At 52.3% G+C, this 25,337-nt stretch carries 24 protein-coding genes; 12 read left to right on the top strand and 12 right to left on the bottom strand.

From position 1 onward, the window contains the following. Nucleotides 1-299: 299 nt before the first annotated feature. Nucleotides 300-578 (bottom strand): hypothetical protein, encoded by a 279-nt coding sequence (locus ACYVBJ_RS20125; protein WP_460984100.1) that lies wholly within the window; start codon nt 576-578, stop codon nt 300-302. 18 nt (nt 579-596) lie between these two features. Between ACYVBJ_RS20125 and ACYVBJ_RS20120 the strand changes: the two genes are divergently transcribed. The 6 genes from ACYVBJ_RS20120 to ACYVBJ_RS20095 all read left to right on the top strand — a co-directional run bounded on the left by ACYVBJ_RS20120 (nt 597) and on the right by ACYVBJ_RS20095 (nt 8,891). Beyond that, entirely contained in the window at nt 597-3,773 is a 3,177-nt protein-coding gene (locus ACYVBJ_RS20120) for a SusC/RagA family TonB-linked outer membrane protein (RefSeq protein ID WP_460984099.1), read from the top strand. Nucleotides 3,774-3,796: 23 nt separating this feature from the next. After that, nucleotides 3,797-5,257, top strand: coding sequence for a SusD/RagB family nutrient-binding outer membrane lipoprotein (locus ACYVBJ_RS20115; RefSeq protein ID WP_460984098.1), 1,461 nt, complete (start codon nt 3,797-3,799; stop codon nt 5,255-5,257). 27 nt (nt 5,258-5,284) lie between these two features. Next, entirely contained in the window at nt 5,285-5,761 is a 477-nt protein-coding gene (locus ACYVBJ_RS20110) for a putative periplasmic lipoprotein (RefSeq protein WP_460984097.1), read from the top strand. A gap of 56 nt (nt 5,762-5,817) precedes the next feature. Continuing rightward, a complete protein-coding gene (locus ACYVBJ_RS20105) occupies nt 5,818-6,954 on the top strand; it encodes a pyridoxal phosphate-dependent aminotransferase (RefSeq protein WP_460984096.1) in 1,137 nt (378 codons plus the stop codon). Between the two features lie 240 nt (nt 6,955-7,194). Continuing rightward, nucleotides 7,195-8,232, top strand: a complete 1,038-nt coding sequence (gene aroB / locus ACYVBJ_RS20100) for a 3-dehydroquinate synthase (RefSeq protein WP_460984095.1) — start codon at nt 7,195-7,197, stop codon at nt 8,230-8,232. A gap of 125 nt (nt 8,233-8,357) precedes the next feature. After that, nucleotides 8,358-8,891, top strand: coding sequence for a DUF4136 domain-containing protein (locus tag ACYVBJ_RS20095; protein ID WP_460984094.1), 534 nt, complete (start codon nt 8,358-8,360; stop codon nt 8,889-8,891). 87 nt (nt 8,892-8,978) lie between these two features. Here the strand turns inward: ACYVBJ_RS20095 and gldA are convergent, their stop codons facing one another. Continuing rightward, nucleotides 8,979-9,896: a gliding motility-associated ABC transporter ATP-binding subunit GldA gene (gldA, locus tag ACYVBJ_RS20090; protein WP_460984093.1), complete on the bottom strand. Its 918-nt coding sequence runs from the start codon at nt 9,894-9,896 to the stop codon at nt 8,979-8,981. A 144-nt stretch (nt 9,897-10,040) separates the two neighbouring features. Here gldA and ACYVBJ_RS20085 point away from each other — a divergent pair, with 144 nt between their 5' ends. Then, the gene (locus ACYVBJ_RS20085; protein ID WP_460984092.1) at nt 10,041-11,711 is read left to right on the top strand and encodes an amino acid permease; all 1,671 of its coding nucleotides are present in this window, start codon (nt 10,041-10,043) and stop codon (nt 11,709-11,711) included. Nucleotides 11,712-11,787: 76 nt separating this feature from the next. Next, complete coding sequence (locus tag ACYVBJ_RS20080) at nt 11,788-12,753, top strand: hypothetical protein (protein WP_460984091.1); 966 nt, start codon at nt 11,788-11,790, stop codon at nt 12,751-12,753. Nucleotides 12,754-12,781: 28 nt separating this feature from the next. Here the strand turns inward: ACYVBJ_RS20080 and ACYVBJ_RS20075 are convergent, their stop codons facing one another. Then, entirely contained in the window at nt 12,782-13,513 is a 732-nt protein-coding gene (locus tag ACYVBJ_RS20075) for a class I SAM-dependent methyltransferase (protein ID WP_460984090.1), read from the bottom strand. A gap of 138 nt (nt 13,514-13,651) precedes the next feature. Between ACYVBJ_RS20075 and ACYVBJ_RS20070 the strand changes: the two genes are divergently transcribed. Beyond that, a complete protein-coding gene (locus ACYVBJ_RS20070) occupies nt 13,652-14,050 on the top strand; it encodes a phage holin family protein (RefSeq protein WP_460984089.1) in 399 nt (132 codons plus the stop codon). Between the two features lie 69 nt (nt 14,051-14,119). On the opposite strand, the gene ACYVBJ_RS20065 is transcribed toward ACYVBJ_RS20070, so the two are convergent. From ACYVBJ_RS20065 to moeB, 6 genes are all read right to left on the bottom strand, one after another. Beyond that, on the bottom strand, nt 14,120-14,785 hold the full coding sequence (locus ACYVBJ_RS20065) for a zinc metallopeptidase (protein WP_460984156.1): 666 nt from the start codon (nt 14,783-14,785) through the stop codon (nt 14,120-14,122). A gap of 213 nt (nt 14,786-14,998) precedes the next feature. Beyond that, the gene (locus tag ACYVBJ_RS20060; protein ID WP_460984088.1) at nt 14,999-15,421 is read right to left on the bottom strand and encodes a DUF2147 domain-containing protein; all 423 of its coding nucleotides are present in this window, start codon (nt 15,419-15,421) and stop codon (nt 14,999-15,001) included. 277 nt (nt 15,422-15,698) lie between these two features. Further along, entirely contained in the window at nt 15,699-16,178 is a 480-nt protein-coding gene (rfaE2, locus tag ACYVBJ_RS20055; protein WP_460984087.1) for a D-glycero-beta-D-manno-heptose 1-phosphate adenylyltransferase, read from the bottom strand. A gap of 8 nt (nt 16,179-16,186) precedes the next feature. Next, nucleotides 16,187-17,236, bottom strand: coding sequence for a lysylphosphatidylglycerol synthase transmembrane domain-containing protein (locus tag ACYVBJ_RS20050; protein WP_460984086.1), 1,050 nt, complete (start codon nt 17,234-17,236; stop codon nt 16,187-16,189). A gap of 137 nt (nt 17,237-17,373) precedes the next feature. Beyond that, on the bottom strand, nt 17,374-17,727 hold the full coding sequence (panD, locus tag ACYVBJ_RS20045) for an aspartate 1-decarboxylase (protein WP_460984085.1): 354 nt from the start codon (nt 17,725-17,727) through the stop codon (nt 17,374-17,376). A 100-nt stretch (nt 17,728-17,827) separates the two neighbouring features. Continuing rightward, nucleotides 17,828-18,967: a molybdopterin-synthase adenylyltransferase MoeB gene (gene moeB, locus ACYVBJ_RS20040; protein ID WP_460984084.1), complete on the bottom strand. Its 1,140-nt coding sequence runs from the start codon at nt 18,965-18,967 to the stop codon at nt 17,828-17,830. Between the two features lie 164 nt (nt 18,968-19,131). Here moeB and ACYVBJ_RS20035 point away from each other — a divergent pair, with 164 nt between their 5' ends. Together ACYVBJ_RS20035 and ACYVBJ_RS20030 are read left to right on the top strand one after the other, a co-directional pair. Then, nucleotides 19,132-19,887, top strand: a complete 756-nt coding sequence (locus ACYVBJ_RS20035; RefSeq protein WP_460984083.1) for a 3-keto-disaccharide hydrolase — start codon at nt 19,132-19,134, stop codon at nt 19,885-19,887. Nucleotides 19,888-19,977: 90 nt separating this feature from the next. Beyond that, nucleotides 19,978-20,850 (top strand): hydroxypyruvate isomerase family protein, encoded by an 873-nt coding sequence (locus ACYVBJ_RS20030; protein WP_460984082.1) that lies wholly within the window; start codon nt 19,978-19,980, stop codon nt 20,848-20,850. A gap of 92 nt (nt 20,851-20,942) precedes the next feature. Here ACYVBJ_RS20030 and ACYVBJ_RS20025 read toward each other — a convergent pair whose 3' ends face one another. From ACYVBJ_RS20025 to ACYVBJ_RS20015, 3 genes are all read right to left on the bottom strand, one after another. Further along, nucleotides 20,943-21,845 carry a glycosyltransferase family 2 protein gene (locus tag ACYVBJ_RS20025; protein ID WP_460984081.1) on the bottom strand — a complete coding sequence of 301 codons (903 nt, stop codon included), beginning with the start codon at nt 21,843-21,845 and terminating at the stop codon, nt 20,943-20,945. Between the two features lie 78 nt (nt 21,846-21,923). Continuing rightward, the gene (locus tag ACYVBJ_RS20020; RefSeq protein ID WP_460984080.1) at nt 21,924-23,081 is read right to left on the bottom strand and encodes a glycosyltransferase family 87 protein; all 1,158 of its coding nucleotides are present in this window, start codon (nt 23,079-23,081) and stop codon (nt 21,924-21,926) included. A gap of 143 nt (nt 23,082-23,224) precedes the next feature. Further along, nucleotides 23,225-24,856: a CotH kinase family protein gene (locus ACYVBJ_RS20015; protein ID WP_460984079.1), complete on the bottom strand. Its 1,632-nt coding sequence runs from the start codon at nt 24,854-24,856 to the stop codon at nt 23,225-23,227. 151 nt (nt 24,857-25,007) lie between these two features. Here ACYVBJ_RS20015 and ACYVBJ_RS20010 point away from each other — a divergent pair, with 151 nt between their 5' ends. Next, nucleotides 25,008-25,277 carry an ArsR/SmtB family transcription factor gene (locus tag ACYVBJ_RS20010; RefSeq protein ID WP_460976130.1) on the top strand — a complete coding sequence of 90 codons (270 nt, stop codon included), beginning with the start codon at nt 25,008-25,010 and terminating at the stop codon, nt 25,275-25,277. The last annotated feature ends 60 nt before the right edge of the window (nt 25,278-25,337 follow it).

The raw sequence follows: 25,337 nt of genomic DNA, 5'->3' as shown, positions 1-25,337 counted from the left end.
AAATAAATTCAAAATTGCCCCGAAACGAGTAAAGAAGCAACTAATCGACCTGAACTATAGAAACAATTTTCGTTTGTACTTAATCAAGATTTAATTTACGCATCGAATAGTATTATATTTTGATTATTTATAGTTAAGTAAAATTTTTAGAATGTTCAATGGAAATTCTTCAAAATAGTATTTGGCATTTGATAAAACTACTTATATTTGATTCACTAAAATAGTACAACAGAACAAACTTCATAATCTACCTGCTCACTGGCCGCACTTGTGGAGTAGGTAGTCGCTCTTCAGCACCGTTATCCATCATCAACGGCCTGAAGAATGGGTTCATAGCTGGTCAGCGCCCTATAGGCGACACCCGGTTGGTAACCCACCCTGAATCGATTGCCTGGCTGGAGTTTATCCGCCGGAGCAATCAGAGTACGTCTTCTTTGTCTGCATTTATTTCTGTAGTTCACCCGTAGGCCATAAAGCCTGCGAGGGCAGTTGCGTTGCGCCCGGTTCGTTCGGGCGGTTCGGATCGGGCGGCCAGTATTCGGCACTGTTCCGGCAACCGGGAGCAACGTATTTGTCATAACCTAATCTAACGTATCATGCGAAAAAGGCTACTGATTTATGCGTTCGTCTGGTGTTGTGTAGGGCTGGCGGCTCAGGCACAAAACCGGCTGCTGACCGGTACGGTCGTTTCGGCCGAAGAGGGCCCTTTGCCGGGGGTGAACGTAGTTCTGAAGGGGACAACCCTGGGAACAACCACCGACGCAAAAGGAAAGTATACGCTCAGTGTGCCCGGCGACGGAGCCGTTGTGACGTTTAGCTCAATTGGGTTCACCACCGAAGAAGTTAACGTAGGCAGTCGGGGCGTACTCGATTTTACACTCCGGCCCGATGTGCGGGCGCTTTCGGAAGTGGTTGTAACCGCATTTGGGGTCAAAAAAGAAGTAAAATCGCTGGGCTACGGCGTGCAGGAGATCAAAGGGCAGCAGCTAACCGAAGCCCGCGCCACGAACGTAGTGAACGGCTTGTCGGGTAAAGTGGCCGGACTGCGCATCAGCAGCAATGGTGGGCCAGGCAGTGGCTCAACGGTGCAGATTCGGGGGGCGTCGTCGGTATCGGGTAACAACCAGCCGCTGGTGGTCATTGATGGCGTGCCCATTCAGCAGACGTTCGATAAGCAGTTCGGCTCGGGCTTATCGGAAATTAATCCCGATAATATTCAGGAACTAACCGTCTTGAAAGGACCGAATGCGGCTGCGCTGTACGGGTCGCGGGCGGCCAACGGGGTTATTCTGGTGACTACCAAAAACGGGTCAGGTACTAAAGGCATTGGGGTCGAAATCAATTCGAACACTACGTTCGAGCGGCCCTGGATAAAACCCAATTTTCAGAATACCTACGGCGGAGGCAACGGCTACCGAACCTGGTATACGGACGGATGGAGCGGAGCCATAACTGATCCACTCGAAGTGAGCCAGTACCGCGCGGCCTACGGACCGAATGCACCACTAAGTGGCACCGAAGGGACCGACGAAAGCTGGGGCGCTCCCCTGGATGGGCGGCTGGTACGCCAGTGGTGGACCGGTACCGGGGTGGCCCCGCTGACTCCACAACCTAACAACTACGACGAATACTGGGCAACGGGCAAAACGTTTACCAACAACATTGCGATCTCGGGCGCGAACGACAAAGGCAATTTTCGGCTGAGTATCGGGCGGTTAGACCAGCAGGGAATCATGTACTACAACGATTTTCACCGGAATAATTTCAAATTTAACTCCGGCTATAACTTCACTCCGAAGCTGAACGTAAGTCTGTCGACTGAATACATCAAGTCGGGCTCCGACAACCGGGGATATACCGAAGGGCAGCAGTTTATCTGGTCGCACCGGCACGTATCGTGGGCCCGGTTGCGCGACTACGAAGCGTATCAGAACATCAGCATCAACCGGGCTTTGCCGGGTAAACCCGCCGACACCGATCCGCCGAACTGGCAGCACACCTTCTTCACCAACCCGTATTTCTCCCAGTTGAAACTGCCGTATGGGAACGATAAAGATCGGCTGGTTGGCAACATTGCGCTGAACTACAGGATTCTGCCGTCTCTGAGCCTGATGCTGCGTTCGGGAACGGATGTCTGGACCGATACGCGGATCAATGTGCTAAACTTCGAGCGGGTACGTAACGGAAACAGTACGCCCGGTTCCTATTCGGAAGAAGTGTTACGTCGGCAGGAAACGAACAGCGATTTCATGTATACGTTCAACAAAGCGATTACGAGCGATTTGACGATCAACGCTCAGGCGGGGGGCATTCAGCGGACCAATTATTACAAGCGGAATTACCTGAAAGTTGGTCAGTTGGTTGTCGATGGGGTGTATAACGCGGGGAACGCCAACCCGAGTCAGAACACGGCCGAGAGCGCCATCGAGAAGTCGCAGGTGAACAGCCTGTTCGGGTCGGCTGAGTTTGGCTGGCGGAATTCGCTGTTCCTGAACGCAACAGCCCGCAACGACTGGTCGAGTACACTACCCGCCGAAGCACGCTCGTATTTTTATCCGTCGGTATCGGTGAGCGGAGTGCTGAGCGAGCTGCTGAACCTGCAAAGCCGGGTATTGTCGTTTGCCAAGGTACGCGCTAGCTGGGCACAGGTCGGAAACGATGCCGATCCGTATCAGCTGCTGCAAACCTTCCGGGCGAACGGCTCCTGGAACGGCTCCGTGCCTGAGTTCTTCGAGAACAAAAAGATTTCCAATTCGACGCTCAAGCCCGAAATCACAACCGGTACTGAGCTGGGGCTGGATCTGCGATTTCTGAAAGGCCGGATTGGGCTTGACGTAACGTATTACAATCAGGTGTCGCGGAACCAGATTCTGGGCGTCGAAATCTCGAAAGCCAGCGGCTACGATTCCCGCATCCTGAACGCCGGAAAAATCGCGAACACCGGGGTTGAAATTGTTTTGACTGGCTCGCCGGTTCGCCTGCCCAACGGCTTTACGTGGGAAACGGCGCTGAACTTTGCCCGCAACCGCAACAAAGTGCTTGAACTGGCCGAGGGGCTGACTACCTACGTCCTCTACAGTCGCCAGGGCCTGAACTCGGAAGCCCGTGTCGGTCAGCCCTACGGTACGTTGTTTGGCATCGGGTTCGAACACGCGCCCGACGGGCAAGTCATCTACGGGGCCAACGGCTATCCGGTCGTGTCGTCAACTCCCCGCGTGCTGGGCAACATTCAGCCGAACTGGACGGGCGGCTGGCAGAATACCTTCAGCCTCAAAGGCATTATGCTGTCGGCGCTGGTCGACATACGGTCGGGTGGGAGCCTGTTCGATGAGGGGACGGGTACGGCCCGCTGGACAGGTCAATATGCTGAAACCGCCGTTGGCCGCGAGGAAGGTATTATCGGGAAAGGCGTCGTTAACGTCGGTAGTGCCGAGCAGCCCCGTTACGTTCCCAACACCACGATTGTACCCGCCAGCGCACTCTATGGCTATAACAACCCCCGCCGGTACCACGAAGCCGCCATTTTTGACGCGAGCTATGTAAAGCTCCGCGAGGTAACACTGGGGTATCAATTGCCCGCTACGTTGCTGAATCGGGTTAAGATCCGCTCGGCAAAGATTTCACTAGTGGGACGTAACGTGCTCATGTTGTTCAAGAATACAACTCACATCGACCCCGAAGCCGACCGGTTCGGAGCCAACTCGCAAGGGTTCGCGTACGGCGAGTTGCCCAGTAGCCGCAGCCTGGGTGTTAACCTGAATCTGGGATTCTAACGCGTCATTCTATCGCATTCCGTATGAAACGAATCATTCTTCTCTCTATAGCCACACTTCTGACGGTTGGGTCCTGCACAAAGGAATTCGACACGATGAATGTGGACCCCAATAACCCTACTGCCGTAGGACCGCAGTACCTGCTGCCGTACGCGCTGGAAGCGTCCATTGACCGCTACTGGGGCAGCAATATCCGCTTCGAGCGACTAAACCTCGATGGAGCTATGCTCTGGATGCAGTACCTGACCCGGAACATCTACTCGAATGAGGGCGATAATTACGGCGTATCGGTGGCTTTGTACAACAACAACTGGAAAGGCTTTTACAACGATGGGCTGGTGAATTTCCAGCGGATCATTACGCTCTCCGCAGCAGGTGGCAAGTACCCCAACCCGAACTACGAAGGGATCGGTCTGGTGATGCGCACCTGGGTGTATTCGCTGCTGACGGACGTATACGGAGCTGTACCCTATGGAGAAGCCATTAAAGGAACCGCCGATGCGCCCATTTACACCCCGGCTTACGATACGATGGACAAGGTGTACGCCGGTATGCTGGCGGATCTGAAAACGGCTAACGAGAAACTAAGCGTAACGGGACCGGCCGTTTCGGGTGATATTCTGTACGGAGGGGATATTCTGAAGTGGAAAAAGTTTGCCAATTCACTACGTATCCGACTGGCGAATCGACAGGCTGCAAAAAAACCGGCGGAGTCGAAAGCCATCCTGGCCGAAATTCTGGCCGATGCCGCTACGTATCCCATCTTCACCAGCAACGCCGATAATGCGACGCTTAAGCATACTGCCACCCGACCCAGCAACAATGAGTGGAATGAGGTGATGGTATTCGGCAGCCGGACAGACTGGAACGTGAGCAAGACGTTGATCGACAAGCTGAATGAACTGGGTGATGCCCGCGTAACGGTCTACGCCCAGCCCAACAAAGACGGCAAATATGTGGGTCACGCCAATGGGTTGCCCGATGCCATTGCGACCACGTATCTCGGCACGAGTTCGATGCTGGGTACCTATTTCATGCAGCCAACTACGCCCAGCGTGCTGATGACTTACGCGGAATTGAATCTGACACTGGCCGAAGCGGCCTTCGATGGCGACATTACCAGCGACGCGCAGGGGTATTTCGAAAAAGGCATTGCGGCTTCGTTCGATCAGTACGGCCTGAAAGTCACAGATGATTACCTGAAGACGGTAGGCAAAGCTTCCAAGGAGAAAATTATGGAGCAGAAGTGGCTGGCCCTATTCGGACAGGGGATTGAAGCCTGGACCGAGTACCGCCGAACCGGCCTGCCCGTATTCCCCGCCAAAGACCCCCGATCCATTTTCGAGAATGATGGTGTGCTACCCACCCGCATTAAGTATCCCACCTCGGAGTATTCGCTCAACGACGCTAACGTTCGGAAAGGCGTAACCCTGAACGGGGGCGACGATAGCATGAAAACCAAACTGTGGTGGGCTGAAAAGTAACCTGTTCCATTAACCGAAACGCAAGTGATGAAACGATATAAGCTATTAATCAGCAGTGCAGCGGTACTGGCGAGCCTGGCCGGCTGCACCAAAGTAGCCGACCCCTTCGTCGACCGGGTGGCGGCTCCGGTTCTAGTGGTAATTGACAATGCAACCGGCGATGGCGGTGGTCAAAATGCCGAACCGGTCGTTTCCCAGAAAAGCAGCGGTCCAGTTACGCTGGCCGTGCGAATTTACGAACTCGACAAGAGTGGTATCCTCAATAACAAAATAGGTATCGACTCCATACCCGTTACGTCGCTGGCGATCAAACTGACCAAACGCGACGGAACCGCCCTGGCCGAACTGAAAACGGATGGCGCTGGCAAAGCCAGTATCTCCAAAAGCTGGGCTGAGCTGGGTATTACGTCCCCGCAAGCAGGAAGCAGCGTACTGCTCACCTGGACAGGCGAATACAAAGGGCAGGCATTCAGCCGACTGTCGCGGGTGCAGGCCGTTAACTAGTGGCTATTCAATTCATTACGTCTATTCGTGTTAATAACCAATCAATAAGCAACGAAATGTCTATCAATCGTCGTGACTGGCTACGGGCCAGCGTGTTATCTGGATTAGGTCTGGCCACTGCGCAGGCTGGCTACTGTGAACCCTGGCTGGATGCGTCAGCGGCTCCGGTTGACCCACCGAAAGGCATGCTGAAAGCCCGGTTATCAGCAAACGAAAATCCGTATGGCCCGTCGCCAAAGGCCTTGAAAGCCATTACGGAAGCTGCGCAGGACGGGTATCTGTACCCGATGCAGTACGGGGCGCAGTTGCGCAAACTGATTGCCGAGCAGGAAGGCGTTGCCGAAGAGCAGATTCTGCTAGCTCCCGGCTCCGGTTCGCTGCTCGTAGCCGCTGCCATGCACTACAGCTACGCGAAACCGGGGGGCACAATCATTTCGGCTGATCCGACCTACGAACAGCTCATGCGGGCAGCTGTTCAGCACGGGGCCAAGTGGGAGAAAGTGCCGCTGACGGCTGGCAGCTACGACCATAACCTCGCCGAGATGGAAAAACGCATGGGTGACAACACCAGCCTGGTGTACGTAAACAACCCCAACAACCCGACCGGCGTAACGATTGATCCGGTGGCTTTGCGGGCGTTCGTAGATCGCGTATCGGCGAAGAAACCCGTGTTTGTCGACGAAGCGTATATTCACTACACGAGTGATCCGGCGAAGTTTACCGTACTGGAAAACGTGAAAAAAGGTCAGAACGTCCTGGTGGCCCGCACCTTCTCCAAAATCTACGGCATGGCGGGGTTGCGGCTGGGTTATCTGGTTGGACAACCCGATACGCTGGCAGCCATCAGCAAGTGGGGCGGTGGCCCCGGCGGACTGACCATGACTACGCTGCGGGCGGGCTTAGCCTGTTATAAAGATGAAGAGTTTATCAAGTACTCGCTGTCGAAGGGCCTCGAATCCCGCGAATATCTATACGAAACGCTGAAGACCAACGGCTATACGTATCTGCCGTCGGGTACAAACTTTGTGCTGTTCCCGATCCGGATGAAAGGCGAAGATTTCGTCAGTAAGATGATGAGCCAGGGTGTAAGCATCCGGCAGTGGAAGTTCGACGGACAATACTGGTGCCGCGTCAGCCTCGGTACTATGCCGCAGATGCAGGCTTTCGCCGAAGGGCTGAAAATAGTTTCTTAAACCCGTTATCAGAAGCGGGGAGGTTGACGTGATGAGGTTTGCTAATTCATTTTCGCAGGCTTTCGCACGCTAACTTCCCCGCTTCTATATATTACCTGTCAGCATTTATTGATTTACAGATAAGCGGTTCAATCGTGAACTTAGGCATCGCGATTGATCAGATAAACATTGTTGCACGGAGTTGGGCAAACCCGCTTCATCCACTATCGGTGAACCGGCCGCGTTCCGTAACTTTGTTGCATGTCTACCCTTCACATTGCCCCGCTGGCCGAGAGCCTGCCTACTTTTCTGGCTACCCATGATTTTTCGGCTATTGCCGTCATTGCCGATAACCACACGCTTCGGTTTTGCTACCCTGAGCTTAAATCCTTGCTGCCCAAGCATACGCTGGTGCGCATCAAAGCCGGTGAAGAACAGAAACACCTGGCTACCTGTGAACTGATCTGGGATGCGCTCACGCGGGCTAATTTCGACCGGCATGCGTTGGTGCTGAACCTGGGTGGGGGGGTCATTGGAGATATGGGCGGGTTCTGTGCCGCTACGTACAAACGGGGTATCGCCTTCGCGCAACTACCGACAACGTTACTGTCGCAGGTCGACGCCAGCGTGGGTGGTAAATTAGGCATCGATTTTCGAGGGTTCAAGAATCACATCGGCGTGTTCCGGCATCCAGACGCCGTACTGATCGACCCCGTTTTCCTGCAAACGCTTCCCGAACGCGAACTCCGCTCGGGCTTTGCTGAGGTGATTAAACATTGCCTGATTGCCGATGCCGCCATGTGGGAAGAAATTCGCCGACGCGACCTGGACGAGCAGGACTGGCGCGAACTGGTTGCCCACTCGGTCGCCGTGAAACAACGGGTAGTTGAGCAGGACCCAACCGAAAAAGGACTGCGGAAGATTCTTAATTTCGGTCATACGCTGGGTCACGCAGTCGAAACTTACTTTTTAACCCAGCCCCGCAAGCGGCTCCTGCATGGCGAAGCCATTGCCGTCGGGATGGTTGCCGAAGCGTTTATCGCTTACCATAAAAAGATGATTGACGAAATCTTGCTGGCACAAATCGAAGAGTATTTGTTTTCCGTATATGGAAATGTACGACTAACCGATTCGGACCTGGAACCCATTCTGGCTTTAACCCTACAGGATAAAAAAAACCGGGGAAATCAGGTGCGGATGGCGTTGCTGGAAGGGGCCGGAAACTGCGCGTTCGATGTGCCCGTAACAGCCGCCGAAATGCGCCGTGGACTGGAGTTCTACCGGGGCCTCAATAAGTAATAAAATTTGGCGCTACACTATTGTTTGCCAAACATTTGCGTTTATATTTGAGTTCGACGGGAAGCTTAGCACTACTATTCATTTAAACGATAAGTTATTCATTGAAAACTTTTACGAACTGGAGTATGAAAAAGTGCATTGGAATTCTGTTTACGGTAGCGGTCATTGCCATGGCTGGCTGCTCGCCCAGTCGGTTATTTGTCGAGCATGATTATAGTTACGAAGGGCACTTCAAGAATTACGAATCGTTTAACTTTTTAGAGTGCGAGTTTGTCGACTCGACGTTGCTCTGCTCCGATATTCAGGATGCCATCCGGCATCAGATGGAAGCGCGGGGGTATCGCGTAAGTAACCGAAATCCCAATCTGCTCATTTCATACAACATCTTCCGGTCTGACCTGCGGTTCCGGGGCTATCAGCAGCCAGTTATCAAGGATTGGGTTGTCCGCGAAGACGATGATGCGACCTACAAGCGCATTGACTACAATCTGGATGAAGGCACGCTGATGATCTCGCTGATCGATGCCGAGTCGTATCAGGTTATCTGGAAAGGATATGCCTCCAAGATGATGCGGAATCAGAACTTCAAGAATAATTACTTCAAAGGAATCGTCCGATCGATCTTCGACCAGTATCCGCTCATGGCGACGGCGCGGTAGATTTTCTGGTCCCGAGTATAAAACTGGTGAATAGATAAGGGAAGGCCAACGAGCAGCTCCTTAGCTATTCACCAGTTTTTGCTGTATTTACTTCGTCAGCTCTTTAAATATACCTTCCAGGGAGCTTTCCTGCTGGCGTAAGCCCACCAGTGTAAGGCGTTGGTCGGCCGCCAGCCGGAAAATAGCGGCTCGTAGGTCTGTATTCGGGCTCGCCGTGATGCGATACTGAGCATTACCCAATGATTCAACCCGTTCGACACCGGGTACGGTTGATAAAAGCTCAGGAGCCATTAGCTCACTTTCAAATTCAGCCACCACCACCACGCGTTCTTCCGCCGACGTACTACGTAGCTGGCTCAACGGACTGTCGGCCACAATCTGACCGCGATTGATGATGATCACCCGGTCGCAGATGGCCTCGACTTCCTGCATGATATGGGTAGAGAACAGAACGGTCTTGTTACGGCCAGCCTCCCGAATTACCTGCCGGATTTCGGCGAGTTGATTCGGGTCCAGGCCCGTTGTGGGTTCATCGAGAATCAACACCGGCGGATCGTGCAGTAACGCCTGGGCCAATCCCACCCGTTGCCGGTAGCCTTTGGATAGCTGCCCGATACGTTTGTGCTGCTCACGCTCTAAACCAACGAGGTCAATCATCGCAGCGATCCGCTGGGTGAGGTTAGTACCCCGTAGATCATGCAACGAACCGGCAAATCGCAGGTATTCCTTAACGTACAGGTCCAGATACAGGGGGTTGTGCTCGGGCAGGTAGCCAACGCTCCGGCGAACGGCCATTGGCTGCGTCCGCACATCGAAACCGTTGACCTCAACCGTACCGTCGGTGGGCGGCAGATAGCCCGTCGCGATTTTCATCGTCGTCGATTTGCCCGCGCCGTTGGGGCCCAGAAAGCCGACGATTTCGCCCGGCTGTACCGTCAGGGAAATCTGATTGACAGCCCGTTGATTCCCGTATTCTTTAGTCAGGTTTTGTACCCGAATAGACATGCTGTACGAAGGATAGTAAATCAGTAACGCGTAACGATCGCTAATTGGCGTATTGCGAATGCGAAAGTAACACACAAAGTATGGGAAAGTATCCCTATTTTTAGCGGTTTAACATCAATAGACACTGCTTTTCGCCATTTATACATGTCAATATTTCGTAGAAAAACCGTGACGCAGGCGGTCACTGATGCGGACAAACACAACGCATCGAATCTAATGAAAGTGCTGGGCGTTCGGGATCTGACTTCATTGGGCATTGCCGCCATTATTGGCGCTGGAATTTTCAGTACGATTGGCCGGGCTAGTTTCAATGGCGGACCGGCAGTGTCGTTACTGTTCGTGTTTACGGCGATTGCCTGTGTATTTACCGCCCTTAGCTACGCCCAGTTTGCCAGTACCGTTCCGGTAAGTGGTAGTGCCTATACCTACGCCTACGTAGCGTTCGGAGAGATTTTTGCCTGGGTGATCGGCTGGGCCCTGATATTGGAATATGCGGTTTCGAACATGGTGGTCGCCATCTCCTGGTCCGAATACTTCACGTCAATGCTTGCTGGCTTTGGGGTTAAATTCCCCGGCTGGCTATCAACGGATTATGGGTCAGCGCATCGGGCCTACGAGCAGGTACAGGCCGCCGGGGTGGGAGCTTCCTCACTGCCCGAAAACGTAAAGGCACTGGCCAGCGCCTATGAAGTTGCCCCTGATTTGGGTGGCCTACGGCTGATTCTGGATTTACCCGCCGGTATGATCACGGTGTTGATTACGGCCCTGGTGTATATCGGTATTAAAGAATCACGTAACGCCAGTAACCTGCTGGTGGTGCTCAAACTGGTGGTGATCGGGGTTGTCATTGCCGTTGGCGCTTTCTACGTAAAACCCGCTAACTGGTCGCCGTTTGCACCGAACGGGGTAGGGGGCGTACTAAGCGGGGTAGCATCGGTGTTTTTTGCGTTTATCGGTTTCGACTCCATTTCAACGACGGCCGAGGAGTGCCGGAACCCGCAGCGCGATCTGCCCCGCGCCATGATCTACTGTCTGGTCATCTGCACGGTTCTCTACGTTTTGATTACGCTCGTGCTGACGGGTATGGTCAATTTCAAGGAACTCGGTGTCGACGATCCGCTGGCCTACGTATTCCAGAAACTGAATCTGAATTTTATGGCTGGTATCATTTCGGTGAGTGCCGTTGTGGCCATTACCAGCGCCTTGTTGGCGTATCAACTGGGTCAGCCGCGCATCTGGATGACGATGAGTCGCGATGGGTTACTCTGGCCTAAGTTCTCGCAAATTCACCCAAAATATCGTACCCCATCGTTCGCGACCATTATCACGGGCGTATTGGTGGCAGTACCGTCGCTGTTTCTGGATATGCAGTTCTTTATCGACCTCACCAGCGTAGGTACGTTCTTTGCCTTTATTCTGGTTTGCGGGGGCATTCTTTATCTGGATGCGAAAGGAATATCCGAACAGTCGAAGTTTCGGGTGCCGTACGTCAATGGCAAGTACCTGATTGGTATCGGGTTTCTGCTGGTATTCAGTTATGCGGTCTACGCGGGCGGAATGCTACACGCTGCCGAAGAAAAGCCGCTGCTGTTCGTGTTCTGGACAACCTGGGCGGTGCTGTCGGTACTGGGTTTTCAGCGTAATTTTTCTCTACTGCCCGTGTTGGGTATCCTGACAAACCTGTATTTGATGACCGAGCTGGGCATCACGAACTGGGCCATTTTTCTGGTCTGGTTAGCAATCGGGCTGGTTATCTATTTCTCGTACGGATTTCGTAAGAGTAAGCTGGCACCTAAAGAACTAGTCACCCCCTAACCGATTCGCTGACGATATAGCCGCCTTTATTACGTTACGCTAAAAGCTGGAGCGGGATTTGCGTGCGCTACCCATCATGAACTGTACCCGATTTATCCTGGCAGGTCTGGCGACTCTGCTGATAAACTGTCATCAGGCACCGGACTCGCCAGCTACGGAGCCTGCGGTGGTGGCCAATCAGCCCCAGCTGCCGTGGGTGAGTTACTCACTGGCCGACGTTCGGACAGATACCATGCACTTTGCCGAGCCGGAACCCATAGCTATTCTGGACGACAGTGACTTAGAAGAAACTTCGGGACTAGCCCCCAGCCAGCAGAATCCCGGTTATTTATGGACGCATGCTGATTCCGGCAACACCAACACGATTTTTCTGCTGAGCGAGGACGGGACCATTGTGGCCCGGTTCATCATTGAAGGAGCCACCAACCGCGACTGGGAGGATATAGCCGTGGGACCGGGACCGGTTGCCGGGCAGTCGTACATCTACGTAGCTGACATCGGCGACAATCGATTACGTTATTCCGAAAAAATCATCTACCGCTTTCCGGAGCCGACGCTGAAGGGGCGTGAACTACCATTCGTCGGACGTATTACCGGAGCCGACAGGCTGAGCTTTCAACTGCCCGACGGACCTAAAAATGCCGAAGCCATACTGGTAGACCCACGGTCGCGCGACCTGTATATCCTCTCCAAAGACGAGCAGTGCGTTGTGTACAAAGCGGCTTATCCACAATCGGTATCAACGCCAACCAGGCCGGAGCGTGTACTGGCAATTCCGTTCAGAAGCGTAACGGCGGCTGATTTTTCGCCCGACGGGAGCGAACTTTTGATTCGGACATACACAGCCGCGTTTTATTACACGCGGAATCAGGACGAGTCGGTGGTGGATGCCTTAAAACGCCCTCCGGTGTTTGAACCCTTAGCTGAAGAGCCCCAGGGCGAGGCAATCACCTGGTCCGCCCATAAAGCCGGATATTACACCACTTCGGAAGCGTTGAATTGGTGGACACCACAGGTTTTGTATTTCTATAAACGGAAATGACAGGCAGGCACGGACTAGCTGCACTTGGTTATTTTCCAAAGAACATGATGTGCTGCTGAGGTAAGCGCTTGTCGTTTTTGAGAAGTCGGAGGCCAATGGCCTTCATTTCTTTGGTGGCCTGCGCTACGCTTAATTTATGCAGTTCCTTGATGGGTACGTTCGGGTCTTCAGCCCGGTACTCGACCAGAACGATTCGGCCGCCTGGCTTCAGCGCCGAGGCAATGTGTTTCATCATCTCCTGCGGATATGAGAATTCATGGTACGCATCAATTAGTATGGCCAGATCGATGCGGTTGGCGGCTAGTTTGGGGTCCGATTCGGTACCCAGCACGGGTTGTACGTTCGTAAGGTTTCGTTTCGTCTTTCCCGCGTTCAGGTAGTCGATCATTTCAGGCTGAATATCAACGGCAAGTACCTTGCCCTGCGGCACCTTGGGCGCCATCAGAAAGGTAAAAAAACCGGTCCCCGCGCCGATATCGGCCACTACATCCGTGGGCTTCAGGTCTAGCGCGTCCAGCAGTAGGTCGGTACGTTCTTCGCGTTCCCGTTCGGGCCGGTCGAGCCAGGAAGCGCCGAGATGACCCATGACCTGCGCAATTTCCCGTCCCTGATAGATTTTGCCAATGCCATCGCGGCTGGCCTCACCAAACCGATAAACCTTGGCGGAATCCGCAGGAGACGAACGTACTGCCTGTTGCTGCGATGCGCTCTGGCCGCAAGCTGTGAGTAATACCAAAAAAACAATGCAGATCCGGTGCATAAGAGCAGTTCGTTAGTGTGTATCCGTCGTAAATAGTTTGTTGAGCCATAAGGTTATACTACCGTTTCGGTAACAACTTTATAAACCATCCATCGCTGAAACAGTTGTTCAAACGAACTGACTACGTATTACGACTGTATGAACCTTATTTTGCACTTGCTGCTGGATGCCGCCGTTATTTTCGGGCTGGCCTACCTGATGCCCCAAATTGATGTAAAAAACTTTGGTACCGCTCTGCTGATTGCGGTACTGCTGGGTTTACTGAACTTTTTCATCGGCTGGATTATCCGGTTTCCCTTGAATCTGATTACGTTCTTTCTGCTGACGGGCGTAATTCGGGTTGTCGTGACGGCAATTCTGCTCAAACTGATCGACAGCTTTCTGGATAGTTTCACAATTGTTGGCTTCTGGCCAGCTCTGGTCATTGCCCTGGCGGTAGCCGTTGCAGGCACACTGATTGACCGCTCGGCACCAACCCAGGAGATGGTCGAATCAGGGTACGTAGTGAATATGCTTTCATCGCTGCGGCTCAGTTGACCGGGTTACCCCAAACTAAAAAAGCCCCACCGACACCGATGGGGCTTTTTGGCTTATACGTTAATCTTCTTAGTCGCTCCGACGGCCACCCATCAATAGGCTGGCGTAGTACAGCAACGTAGCTAAGGAACCCAATGCAGCAACGACATAGGTCATAGCCGCCCACCAGAGCGCGTCTTTGGCAAGTCCATATTCGCGTTGGTTAACGACCCCGTTCGTCTGAATCCAGGCCAGCGCCCGGCGGCTGGCGTCAAACTCGACCGGTAACGTAACAAAACTGAACAAGGTTGTCAGCGCGAATAACGCTACGCCGACAGCTAACGGAATGGGCGTAGAGTTCAGCAGCAGTACACCCGCCAGCAGCACCCATTGCATATAACGCGATGATACGGTTAATACAGGCACCATTGCCGAACGGAACTGTAAAGGGCCGTAGGCTACCTGATGCTGAACGGCGTGACCACATTCGTGGGCGGCTACGGCGGCAGCGGCTACGCTCCGGCCATAGTACACATCGGCACTCAGATTAACCGTTTTATCCTGCGGGTTATAGTGGTCAGTCAGCATTCCTTCAACGGACATAACCCGTACGTCGTAAATGCCATTCTGACGTAACATCGTCTGGGCTACTTCCGCACCGCTCATGCCGTTGCTTAAGCCAACCTGAGAGTATTCGTTAAACTTACTTCGCAATCGCCAGCTCACAAAAGCGCTGGCGCCGAAGATCACAATCATGATAATCCAAATCATCGTTGGTCAGGTTAATAGTTTGCGTAAAGTGGGCAACTTAGAGCCCGGTTACTAGTAAAACAACTATTCAATCGAAAAAGTCTCCCGCTGTATGTACCATTTATCAAGTCTGGAAACCACTTGACATGTCAAAAATCGTCTAGCCTGACCTATATAAATAGATCAGGCTAGACAGTTTTTGGTAAGAAAAGAGGATGGTTATAAGGTCGATTTTCGAGTCATGTCAAATTTCTTATGCAGAAGTTTGATGCCCTTGTACAAGGTTACTGTCATGGTCTGCTGATCCGACATACGCAGTTCAACATCCAGTGCCGTGCCCGTTTTCGGATGAATCAGTTCACCATCGGTCCACACCCGACCATTGAACGCCAGATTGCTGATCAAGACTTTATCTTTGGCCAGGCCATAGTTCCTCTGACCTGCCTGGTCAACCTCCGCGACCCGGGCAAAGTAATGACTACCCAGCCGGTAAACATCTACGCTTGAGCCCTTGGAAGGAAACAGCCATCGACCCAGAATCTGGTCGCCCGTGCGGTCAGCTGATGATCGTCCAGATACTGGCCACAGGATCAGGAAGAACAGAGACGCCCATATGTGACTTCGGTGTAGTTGCCTAATCATTGTTACGTTGCCGGTTTACAGGATAACACTATATTTACTACTACTCAAAACTGGATTATCGACGTAATAGTTAAACTTAATTCAATGGGTACCCCACTGCAACATGAGCTGAGTTGCCTAACAGGGACTTAAAAATAAGAAGCGTAATTGTTAAATCCTATTGAAGTTGTAGGCTAAACTTTTTAAACGGCCATACTGCATAAATTTTCCATTGTTTTTCCGAGACCGGTTGCAAACGACCGATCAGCAATAAACGAGGTCGTAGCGTCAACCGGAGCTAGTAACTTTGTTTGATACGTTCGATTAGCCTGGTGGTCGAGTAGCCAGGTATGAGCGCCACAGTTTCGACTTTACCACCGCGTGCCAGCACAAAATCAGCTCCAACGATGGTGTCAATTGTATAGTCATTACCTTTAACGAGAATATCGGGCCGAACGGCTTCAATCAGTTCCAGCGGAGTAGATTCGCTAAACAGCGTAACGGCGTCGACAAATTGAAGAGCAGCCATGAGCCGGGCACGGGCATATTCGTTGACAACGGGCCGCAGTGGTCCTTTGATGCAGCTAACGGAAGCATCGGTGTTGAGCCCCAAAATCATCCGGTCGCCCAGGCTGCGCGCTTTCTCCAGGTAATCGATGTGGCCGAGGTGAACAATGTCGAAGCAGCCATTGGTGAACACAATGCGCTGGCCTTCGGCTCGCCACTGATCTGCCTGACGAATGGCCTCGGCGCGGGAAAGAATCTTTGACTCGGTCATACGTTACGTTACCCTAGTTTAATGGCTTTGGGGTCGTTTAAGACGTCGGCTTCCTGGGTGGCTTTATTCCGTCGGAGCAGCACAACCAGTAAGCTGATTATTCCCAGAATGATGATCATGAGCGTAGACACGCCGTGGATGAACGTAGCCAGCACCTGACCGTCCTGGCTGGTCAGGCCATATAGCAGGGCAACCTGGCCCACCAGCAGGTGAAACGATCCGATGCCGCCCGGTGTAGGAGCGGCCATGCCTAACGATCCCACCACTAAAATGGTCAACCCGGCCAATGGGCCCAGGTTCGCGGTGGCGGGCATGGCAAAGAACAAGGTATAGGACATCAGGTAATACAAAGTCCAGATCAGGACTGTATGGGCCAGGAAGGCACCGGGCCGACGTAGTTTCCGGACGCTCAGCAGCCCTGCGAGTAAACCGGTTAGAAACGCACTGACTTTCTGATAAAGCGGATGTCGGCCCAGGGCGTCGCGGTACCGGTTGAACAGGAACCAGGCTAATAGGCCAACTCCCAATACGACAGCACCCGCCAGAATCAGTAAGCCCGATCCGCTTGACCCCTTGGGCAGCTTACCACCTAAAAACTCCATGAAGAACTGGCTCAGCCGGTCGAACTCCAAAATAAACGTAGCCGCCAGTAAGATCAGCAGCATGAGTACGTCGAATAAACGCTCGGCGACCACGGTCCCAAAACTTACGTTAACCGGTACGTTGGCTAGTCGGTACAACGTACCGCAGCGGGCTACTTCACCGGCGCGGGGTAAGGCAAGATTCGCCAGATAGCCGGTCAGTACGCTGGTGGTGGCATCGACTGCGGTTGGCCGCTGGGGCACCACGGGCTCCAGTAAAATTCGCCAGCGCTCGGCCCGGCTCCAGTGAGCGACAATGGTTAACACCGCTGACACGAGTACCCAGCGGTAATCGGCCGCGCTGATCCTGGCCCATAAGTCGGCGGCATCAAGGTGACTCTGCTGAAACGTAAACCAAAGCAGCCCACCCGCAATGGCTAATGAAACGAGGTATTTAACGATATTTTTCAGATTCATACACAGTCGCAGCCCGTAAGCCGTCTTTGGTAGCGCTCGAACAGGATACTGGAATGCCCTGAACGAACCCAAGCAAAAAACTCCGCCACAAAGTAACGGAGTTTCCATGATACCGGGGTTATCAATTGATGAATCGGCTAAACGCGCACGAGCTGGTTGGCATCGTCCGGAAACACAACGGTTGGTTTAAAGCTCTTTGCTTCCTCGGGCGTCATCATGGCGTACGAAATGATAATAACAATATCGCCGACCTGAGCGCGTCGGGCCGCGGCTCCATTCAAACAGATAATGCCTGACCCCCGCTCGCCTTTAATGACGTACGTGATGAGTCGCTCTCCGTTGTTATTGTTGACGACGTGAACCTGTTCATTTTCAAACAGGCCAGCCGCATCCATAAGGTCTTCATCGATGGTGATGCTTCCGACGTAATTGAGTTCTGCCTGCGTAACTCTGACGCGGTGGAGTTTCGATTTAAGTACGTTGACGAACATGATAAGATAGGTGGAACGCACGGTTCAGAACCGGTTTACGGGCGGCTCATTGATCCGTGATTGCCCTCAGAACAGTGCGGGGCAAGGCTTGGTTCCGGGATTAATACACGGCCATTTCGGGCTCAATGTCACGCGCCCACGCATTAATGCCCCCGTCGAGGTTGAACAGATTCGTTAGCCCGTCCTGCGTGTACAGATACTGCACGACGTTCGCCGACCGAATTCCGTGGTGGCAGTACACAACCACGGGCCGGTCGGTGGGAATCCGTTTGCGGTTGTTGGGAATCATACCGACTGGAATCAGCACGGCATCCGTCAGGTGGCAAAGTTCGTATTCAGGCCGCTCACGAACGTCCAGCAGGAATAAGTTTTCGCCCTGTGCCAGCCGGTCAGCCAGCTCGTGAACCGACATCTTTTGAGGAGCGGTGTTAACCCGCGCCGATTGGGTACCGGCCGATGCCAGCCCCTGTTGGGCCAGTTCGTGCGCGTCGGCCTGGCGTTTAATCTTAATTTTTTGCTGACTCATCGCCAGCAGATCGACCATAAATAAGTGTTCGCTCAGCGACTGGCCAATTCCGGTGATGAGTTTAATGACTTCGTTGGCCTGATACGTACCGATAACACCGGGAAGCACGCCCAGCACGCCCGTGTCGTTGCAGTTTGGAATTTCGATCTCGTTGGGGTGTTCCGGAAACAGGCAGCGATACGTAGGCCCGCGACGGCCATCGCCCAGGTCAGCGTTCAGGACGGCCACCTGCCCTTCAAAACGATGGATAGCACCGTACACAAACGGCTTGTTGAGCAGTACGCACACGTCATTGACCAGGTACCGAACCTTGAAGTTGTCGGTACAGTCGACGACAATGTCATAAGCCTCAATGATGGCGCGGGCATTTCCGATCTCCAGCGCCATGGTATACGTATCAAACGTCAGATCAGGATTCAGCCGATTCAGGTGGCTAACGGCGACTTTCGCTTTGGGCTTGCCTACTTCGTCCGTCGTATACAGCACCTGCCGCTGAAGATTACTGAGGTCGACAACATCCGGGTCAATAAGGCCAATGGTGCCCACCCCAGCGGCCGTGAGGTACAACAGAACGGGACAGCCCAATCCACCCGCACCCACCACCAGCACACGGGCATTTTTGAGCCGCAATTGGCCTTCTGTACCAATTTCCGGCAGATTCAGGTGTTTCTGATAGCGTTGTTTTTCGGCGGGTATCAAGGTCGTCGCTTCCATACTGGTCTTCGTTGAGCAACCCAAATCGATGTTGCAATAATCCAACAGAATAATAGTCTCTAAAATTGCCTGAATTTACAGAAGCGCTTAAATATTTTGTGAACGCACTGCCTATCGGTTTTTTCGTTAGTATTGTCCCGACAAAATCCTAACGTTTCTCGACAATGAACTACCAACGTCTTTCCGTGGCCGGACTTTTGGCCCTCGCACTGACTTGCAACCTCAGCCTTACTTACGCTAATCCGGGAAAAGTAACCCGCACTGATGGATCGGACGGGTCGGCCGTTAAGCCCAAAAAAGGGAAGTGGGAATCGCTGTTCGATGGGAAATCACTAAGCGGCTGGCATACGTATCTGAAAAGTGGCCAGCCCGTTTCCGATAAGTGGACAGTTGATAACGGAGCTATTCATTTGGCGTCTGGTGGAGCCGGTGATCTGGTGACCGACAAAGAATACGGTAATTTTGAGCTGGAACTGGAGTGGAAAATTGCTGAGGGAGGTAATAGCGGTGTTATTTATCACGTGCACGAAGATCCGAAGTACAAAGCCACGTATCAGACCGGCCCCGAAATGCAGGTGCTCGATAACGAACGCCACCCGGACGCCAAGCAGGGCCGCGATGGCAACCGGACGGCTGGGGCGCTCTATGATCTGCAAAAGCCAATTACGCCGAACGCGGCCAAACCCGCCGGGGAGTGGAACAAGGCGCGTCTGGTAATCAACAACGGCAAAGTAGAGCATTACCTGAACGGCAAGAAGATCGCGGAATACACCGCCAGCGGTCCGGAATGGGATGCCATGGTCGCTCAGAGTAAATTTAAGGGGTGGGAAGGCTTTAACAAGTACACAACCGGTCATCTGGCATTGCAGGATCACGGCGATAAAGTCTGGTACCGTAACATCCGGATCCGCGAACTATGATTAATAGAGTGAAAGAGTGAATGAGTGAAAGAGCGAATTTAGTCTTCATCTATTCATTCGCTCTTTCACTCATTCACTCTTTCACTCATTATGATACGTCGAAACGTTCTAAAAACCCTGACGGGCACTGCACTCACACTGCCGGTGCTCACTGACTCCTTTGCCCGCTCTATGATGCACACTGAATCGGGCGCTCCTATGTTGAAGGGGCGCATCAATCACTCGGTTTGTCGGTGGTGTTATAGTAAAATACCGCTGGAAGACCTTTGCAAAGCTGCTAAAGACATTGGCATCAAATCCATTGAGCTAACCGGTCCCGACGAATGGCCTGTTTTAAAGAAATATGGCCTGACCAGTGCGCTGCCCCAGGGTGCGGGCAAAGGTATTAACGATGGGTTCAACGACCCGAAGTTCCACGACGAACTGGTCGCCAGCTACGAAGCCATTTTCCCAAAACTGAAAGAAGCGGGTCTTACTTCCGTTATCTGCTTTTCGGGAAATCGGCGGGGGATGAGCGACGAGCAGGGGCTCGAAAACTGTGCGAAAGGCCTCAAACGACTGATGCCCAGCGCTGAGAAGTACGGAATCACGATGATTATGGAGTTGCTCAACAGCAAAGTGGATCACAAAGATTACATGTGCGATCACACGGCCTGGGGCGTAGACCTGTGCAAACGCGTTGGTTCCGAGAACTTCAAGCTGCTGTACGACATCTACCACATGCAGATCATGGAGGGCGATATCATCCGGACCATCCGCGCCCACAATAAATACATTGGTCACTACCATACGGGCGGTAATCCCGGTCGCAACGAGATCGACGAGACGCAGGAACTGAATTACCCCGCCATTATGAAAGCCATTGTCGATACCGGCTTCAAAGGCTACGTATCGCAGGAGTTTATTCCGAAACGTGATCCGCTAACCAGCCTTAAAGAAGCGGTACTGCTGTGTGATGTATAGCTTTTAGCGTAGATAGGAGCGAGCAGACAGGAGTGAGAAGACTGGCGCAAAAAAGACCAGCTTGATAAATTCTCGCTCCTGTCTCCTCGCTTCTAACCCCTTATAAGTTTATAGTTTTTGTATTCGCCAACGCGTCGGCCTAAGAGGTTATCCAACCAATAGGCGACGCGTTTTTTTAGCGGCATATCCTTGTTGATTTTGTTAGGATCGAAATCGTAGTTGCCGTGCTTGACAAGTTCCGACATAACGGCCGGGTGCGTGCCCGTAAACGGAATAATTCGCTCGATGTGATAATAATCGAACGCCTTACTGCCCTCAAATACCTTGGCATACTGTTGATCGTCCATGTAGTAATGGGCGAAGATTTGGGTCTTCTGAAGCATAGCTTCTGGATGCCGAACGTAGCTGTAATGGTACACTGGCACGCCGATGTAGCGCACATGCAGTTTTTCGCCTTTATGGCCGCTCGCCCGCTGAGTTGCGTTTTTATAACGTCGAAACCCCTGTGAGTCGCGGTACGAAAACGCATCCAGCCCATTCCGGAATATGCGAATCTCTTTCGTATGCTGGTAGCGGCTTCCGTTGAGGTACTTATAACTTCCGTAGAAATTGAAGAAGTCAAAGAGGATGCCCTCAACTTGCGGATCACCGTCAGCTTCTTCAATGGCTGCTTTAATGGTCGGCAAATCGTTTTCGTGAATGATTTCGTCGGCTTGGATATGAAAGAGCCAGTCACCCTGGCAAGCGGCTAAAGCAAGGTTCGACTGTTGGGCAAAGATTTTCCCGCCCTGCCTCAATTCATCGTCCCAGACAGTATCTATAATTTTGATCTTCGGGCTGTTGAGCGCTTCGATCGCTTCACGAGTTCCGTCGTGCGAGTCGCCCACCGCAATAACGAATTCGTCGCAGATCGGCAGGATTGACTGAATCGATTCTAAAAACGGATATTGGTATTGAATTCCGTTACGTACGTATGAAAAACCGCTGATTGTCATGGTGACTGAAAACAGATAATAAGCCCGTGTTACGGGTATAAGCCGTTGCAAAGGTCGATGTAATCCCGAAACTTTTAGCTACGATTGGGCAGAACGTAACACCAACTGAGACTGGGAGGGTACATGCATCAGGTAGATAAGGCGAAACCAGATCAGCACGCAGGGGAGCGCTTTTAGTACGTATGGTTTGACAAACTGCTCCCGTAACACAGCCGGAAACACATCACTCGGCGACATGACCGTAAACACAAAGCAACTCGCCAGCAGCAGGCGGTCCAGCCAGTTTTGCGGGCTACAGACCCACCAGCACATCACGCCCGTGACCGCCGTAATGTACGTCGGTGATTCAGACACGGGATTAAAAATAACCTGAAACAAAAGGACCGAGGCCACCATCAGCAGCCTAAAGGTCTGTTCTTTGTACCGGTTGATACGAACATAAACCGTGCAGAACAGCAGCACACCCGCGCCAATAATCGCGGAGGTCGAAATGTCGGGTGAGATAGTCTGGTGAACAAGGCGGTGAATCGACGTATTGACCCACTTATCGACATCGGATTTGATCAGCAGTTGATTAACCCACTGGCCGTACTGCCAGATTAACTTGTCGGCAGGCGTGAACAGGAGCGGAGTTAAGGCAAAGACAACCGCCCACAATACGGCATATAGTAAAAAGCGGACCTTCTGCGGATACAGAAGAAACAAGCCACCGGCTACCAGGCTGTAGATCTTGATATTGGCACCCAATATGATAAAAAAAGCTGCCCATAGCGGTTGCTTTTTCTCCAGACATAAAAACGTAAATAGCGAGATAGCCGCGATAAGCGGATTTGTCTGGCTGTTGACGAGGGACGTAAACAATTCGTGGAGGCAAAACCAGTAAGCAACCACTTTCTGCGAATGTGTCAACGGCATTCGGTAGATCGCGTACACCCAGACGGCTGCAAACATGGGCTGCCACAGAAAAAGACCAACTGAGTAGGGGAGGGCGAACACCGGCGCGAAGAGAGCCGCAAACGTAGGGGCGTAATGGTAGTGGTCAACGTATTCAGCGGGGTAACTGGCATACAGACTTTTTCCGTCGATCAGATGGTAGAGGGAATAATAAAAGATGCTGTAAACACCCGAACCTTCAAAAAAGACAAGTTTAATACTCGCCAGCAGAGCCAGCGCGGCATAAACGCCCACTATAAATTTTAAATTGCTGAAAATCGACCTGGTAAAGTTTAACGTCACGGGGCAAGAGATCAGGTAGAAAAAGCAAAAATAAGCGTCGGCGTCAAGAATATAGCGTACTGCGTTACGTAAGCTATGGTCGTTGCGCCGTACGTTGGCTGAGAGCGTATCTGTGTATTACGTCTTAACTGAATAAGCTGACCTTACAGCCGAAGCACTTTGCGGCTGAGCAGTTGGCCCTCTGACTCAATCTGTAGGATATAGGCACCGGGTTCGGCGGGTAGGTCGCGAAGCGTTTGCTGATGTTCACCGGCTGGCTGGTTTGGCCAGTCGAACTGACGGACTATGCGCCCGGTTTCATCGGTCAGGGTTAGCCGCAGGCTGGTTGGACGGGGTAAACGGTATTGTAACGTAACGTCACCGGAGGAGGGGTTTGGACGAATGATCAACTCGAACTGAGCCTGTGGTTCATTGGCTAAGGGCATTGCTCCCAGCGAGAGCATGGCCGTGTCCAGCCAGTTTAGCCGCTGGCGAACCCACTCTTTCAGGTAGTCGACCTCCTGCTGATACGTTTGGCCAACGTAGCCGTTCGGCCAGACATACGTACCAATGACCGGCCACCGCTGAAAATTACGGGTGCGCGGTTCGGTCAGGACGACGGCTACCGAATCGACGTAGCGTTGAATGCGTTCGGTGTTGAGCACCGTTTTGCGCAGTGTCTGGTATTTGGTCCGAACGGCATTGGCAAAGGCTTTATCGTTCAGCAGTCGATTCCACCAGAATGGCATCTGATAGGAATCGGCGGGGCAGATCGTATTATAATCGTGGACCCAGCCCTGTGGTGAGTTGCCATTGCAATAGTCAGCATTGCCGTAGGTGATATTAAAATCCCAGATGGGGCCCATCGTCAGTTTACCGCCTTTCGACGCCCGGTCTTTGTAGAAAAACGCGCTCAAGCGCATGCCATCCTGGTTTTTACTAACCTCATTCAGCAGCATGTAATCGACAAAGGAATCGACGTTGATGTACTTGCGATACCCAACCGCCGAATCCTGAAACTGATCGCCCCGAAGGGCATTTTCAAAATCAGTTATGTATTTTTTTACGTACTGAAACTGCTCTTCCGCCAAATCTTCCGGTTTTGGCCGGTCAATCTGAATCAGGATAGGTTGACCCCTTGGACCGGTATAGGGCGATAGCCAGCTCCGCGAGGGGGACCCCTCTGTCTTGTCAATTTTGAAAATATAGCCACCCGTCAGCGCGTCACCCGCCACGTCCGTTTTCTTGATGCTGCTGATGTTGACGCGGTTTTTGTCCCGTTTAATTTTCTCAAACAGGATATAGATGCCGTCGTAACGGCCATTCAACACGACTTCGCAGTAGCGGTATCGGGGCGTGTAATACGGACTCATCTGCCGGTTCAGGTCATACGTTAGCGTTTCCCGGATAAGTGTCTTGTCGCTGTACGTAGCGTTCAATACCCAGTCGGCTTCGGCGGGCATACCCAGCAGCGATACGTTCACCGAATTTACGCCCGTGCTGTCGCGCAGTTCGATGCCGTATGGTTTTTTCGGAAACAAATCTTGGGACGAAGCGCCCCGCATTTCAATGCCGATTCGGCAAGTAAAGGCGGGTTTATCGGTGAGGTTGTTGACTTTGCCAGCGCCGTTGTCAATGATCTGTAAGTCGGCTACAATTTTGGGCTCGTCGGGAATGTTCCGGCCATTTGTGTTGATCAGAATAATGGGCAGAGCAGATGCCGTAAACGACTGACCAGAGGACGATAATGGGAACGTACTGATGCCGAGCAATAACCACACAAAACGAAATCGCATAGGTAGAATTAGACAGATTTCAGGTTTTACATAAAAATACCATTAAAACAAGACAGAAACAGACCTGGCACCTTCAATCGCCAACTTTTGTTAGGTTTGTGAACGGAACCGTAAACAGATCGGTCGCTTCGGCGGCTAACTCACCACTTGTATGGAACATCGCTTCGTTGAAAAAGCTACCGGTGCTATTGCTGATAAATATAGATTATCAATTTTAATGGAGTTGTCGCGCAAAGGTACGTTGACCTGCACGGATATTCAGGAGATGACCGGATTGTCGCAGCCCTGCGTTTCGCACCATGTTAAGCAGTTGACAGAGAGTGGATTAGTGAACGCTCAGAAAGAAGGACGAAACCTGCACCTATCGCTGAACAAAGAATCGCTTCAGCAGCTTTCGGGCTTTTTGGAAAAACTCGCCTGAGTTTTTTCTTCAATACATTTAAACTTTTAAATAAATGGCTGCGTTCTCTGCTCGATCTCA

The sequence above is a fragment of the Spirosoma fluminis genome, assembly GCF_054778895.1.
This window is presented reverse-complemented; position numbering and strand designations above follow the sequence as displayed.